2 protein-coding genes and 1 pseudogene are annotated in these 2,942 nt (G+C 63.5%); 1 reads left to right on the top strand and 2 read right to left on the bottom strand.

Annotation, left to right across the window (positions count from 1 at the left end; genetic code table 11):
- Positions 1-503, bottom strand: a pseudogene (locus VJ604_RS10010) (electron transporter); the annotation flags it as partial.
- A gap of 229 nt (positions 504-732) precedes the next feature.
- Here VJ604_RS10010 and flgM point away from each other — a divergent pair.
- Positions 733-1,005 (top strand): flagellar biosynthesis anti-sigma factor FlgM, encoded by a 273-nt coding sequence (gene flgM, locus VJ604_RS10005; protein WP_324082108.1) that lies wholly within the window; start codon positions 733-735, stop codon positions 1,003-1,005.
- Positions 1,006-1,080: 75 nt separating this feature from the next.
- On the opposite strand, the gene VJ604_RS10000 is transcribed toward flgM, so the two are convergent.
- The coding region (locus tag VJ604_RS10000) for an MBG domain-containing protein (RefSeq protein ID WP_324082106.1) at positions 1,081-2,942 on the bottom strand (1,862 nt) is incomplete at its 5' end.

The raw sequence follows: 2,942 nt of genomic DNA, 5'->3' as shown, positions 1-2,942 counted from the left end.
AGGATGGTGAAGAGCAGCAGATGGCTCAGGTAGTCGTCCTTGCCGGTCTGCAGGTTCATCGGGGTGAAGACGAAACGCCGGATGGCAAAGCCGAGCAGCATGGCGATGGCTACCAGCCCTGCCGTATTGAGCACCAGCTTGAAGACGAGGTAAAAGGAGCCGCGCAGGAAGCGGACCGACAGCAGCGGGTCGGTAAAATCGGCCTGCAGCATGACCAGCAGGGTACCGATGAAGAGCAGCAGAAAGCCCCAGAAGAAGAAGGCGTGCAGCGACCCCGGCAGCCTCACCAGCAGAACCCGCAACTGGCCGAAGATATTGGACAGCAGCAGCACCACCCGCCGGGAAAGCTGGTCGAGCCGGTCAAGCGGCTTCCCCTGCTGGTAGACGGGGAGCCGCCGCCAGAATCCCCAGCCGCACACCCCGATGGCGAGGGCTGCCCCCAGGTACATCAGGAGGGTCACTCCGTGTCCCACGTTCCAGTAAATCTCTCTGGTAGCTTCCATGAATCCCTTTCTGTTACTTCGTCGCCGCGACTTTGGTGTTAGTACCAACGTGCTAATTAAGGAGCCGGAGGTTCCCACCAAAAATAGCCTACCGCTCTTTCATGTCAAGACTTTAAAGCAGGGCGGGCCAAAAGATGAAAGAAAACTACCTTTAAATCGGCAACGAAAACTACTACTATCGGAGTAGTTCCATGCCTCCCATAAATTCGCAAGCAAGAGATGAGTTGATATGAAGATACAGAATCAGCCTCCGCAAACGACGACCACGCAGCAGGTTGACAAGGGCCGGCAGACCAAGGAGGCGCGGGCGTCGCGCAAAAAAGCGGCGGAGATGCCCGCCGGGGGAGACAACGTTCAGCTTTCCAGCCTGCCGGAAACCCAACTGGAAGCTGAGCAGGCCCAGCGGGTGCAAGCTATCAAGGAGCAGGTCAAATCGGGCAAGTACAGGGTCGATGCCCGCGCCGTCGCGGAAAAGCTGGTCTCCGGCAAGTCCGGACGCTAACGGCTCTCCCCTGCCCCATGGAGGTGTCGAGCTCCTCCGGCCTTGCGGCTGACTCCCCCAGCACTACACCTCCCTCTAGAAATCCACCAGTCCAACCACCTTCCGCAAAATAACCACCACGTCTCCCACGTCGAGCATGCCGTCCGGCTGCGGCACACCGTTCACCAGCGGCGCAACATCCGCACGGGCCAGCGCATCGACGGTCAGCGGGTCAAGCCCGATGGAGAGCCTCAGCGCCAGCATGGCATCGGTGAGGTCCACTCGGCCGTCCCCGTTCAAGTCCCCCCACGGCTTCGGGCTGCTGACGATGTTGCGGTAGGCGACGCTCGTGTTGCCGCTTCCGTCGGTGACAATGGCGGAGACGTGGGTGACTCCGCCGCGGTTGAGTGGAATCCGCTGCTGGAAGCTTCCCTGCAGCAGGTCGGAGGTGAAAAGGGTGCCGTCGGCATCGATGGTGACCGCGAGGCCGCTGCCCTGCATGTTCGAGCTACCTCGGATCATCAGCGATTCCTGATCGCTTTGCAGGTCCTCTCCCGGCTCCTCGATGGCCACCGAGGGTAGGCCCGGGGCGAAGGTCACGCTCCGCTTCACCCGGGAGACCTGTCCCTGCAGGGTTGCAGCGAGCTCGATCGTATTCAGGCCCGGCTCCAGGCCTGCCGTTCCCGAGAAGGTCCCCCCTGCGACCGGCAGGTTCTGCGGCGCGCCAGCGTTCACCGCCATGGTCACGGCGCAGCCCGGGGGAACCGAGCCGGCGACCGGAATGAGGGAGGCGTTGGTCACGCTGTTGTCGGCCGGCGAACTGAGGGCGATGACGGGCACGGTCGAGTCGAAGGTGACCGTCACCGTCTCAGAGGCGGTGTTGCCGGCGCCGTCCCGGACCGCCACCGTGATGTTGTTGTCCCCTGCCAGGAGCGGGATCGCGCTGCTAAAGAAAGCCGCGCGATCGGTGAGATCGACGCCGTTGACGGTAAGGCTAGCGATCCCGGAAGCATCGGTGGCGGAGCCCGTCAGGTTGAATACCGGGTCGGCGGTCACCGCGCCGACCGAAAGTGTAGAGAGGCTCAAGGTGGGTGGCTCTCCCTCCACCACGGCCGTCAACGGCTGGGACGCCGGCAAGGCCGCCTCGTAGTTGTTGTTCCCCGCCTGGCTGGCGGTTATCACCGTGGTGCCGGCACGCAGGATTGTCACCGTGTTGCCGCTCACGGTCGCCACCGAGAGATCGGAACTCCGGTAGCTGACCGCTAGGGCGCTGGAGGCGGTTGCCGCCAGGGTGAAGGGTGCCTCCCCCAGCACTTTGCGGGGAAGCGGCGGGAAATTCACCGACTGGCCGCTCCTGTGGATCACCAACAGCTGTGAGACGGCGGGAGCCTGCTCCACACTGTCACTGCCGGTCTGCGACGCAGTGATGAAGGCGCTTCCGGCACCGGTGACGGTGACCACATTTCCGACCACCAGCGCGACCTGGGGGTTGGAACTGGTAAAGCTGATGCCGAGCCCGCTGCAGGACGAGGCGCTGACGGAGAAGGGGGGATCGCCGAAGGTCTTGTCAGCCAGCGGCGGGAAGATGATCAGCTGGCAGGAACGGTACACCGTGAGGGTCCCGTTCACGGGCAGGAAGCGGTAATTGGCCGCCGCCATGGCAGCGGTGTCGACCACGATTGGGTAACTGCCGACCGGGCTGGACTGGGAGGAGGCAGTGGTGAGAACGGGGCCCCCCTCGACCACCTCGACGCCGTCGCCGTTTACGAAACCTGCGTAGCTCGCGGTAAGGGGCGGGTTGGTCGTCTGGTAGGCGCGGGCCTTGTTGTCGGCGGTGACGGTGAGGGGTGCCTTCAGCACATTCATGGGAATGGTGACGACCGGCGCGGGGTTGAAGGTGGCGTTCCCAGGCTGGGAGAGGGTGATCAACGTGCTGCCGGCACCGTTGATCCTGATCG

It is taken from the genome of Geomonas sp., from assembly GCF_035254065.1.
Taxonomy (GTDB): Bacteria; Desulfobacterota; Desulfuromonadia; order Geobacterales; family Geobacteraceae; genus Geomonas.
The sequence above is the reverse complement of the archived record's forward strand: the minus strand, read 5'-3'. Positions and strand labels throughout refer to the sequence as shown.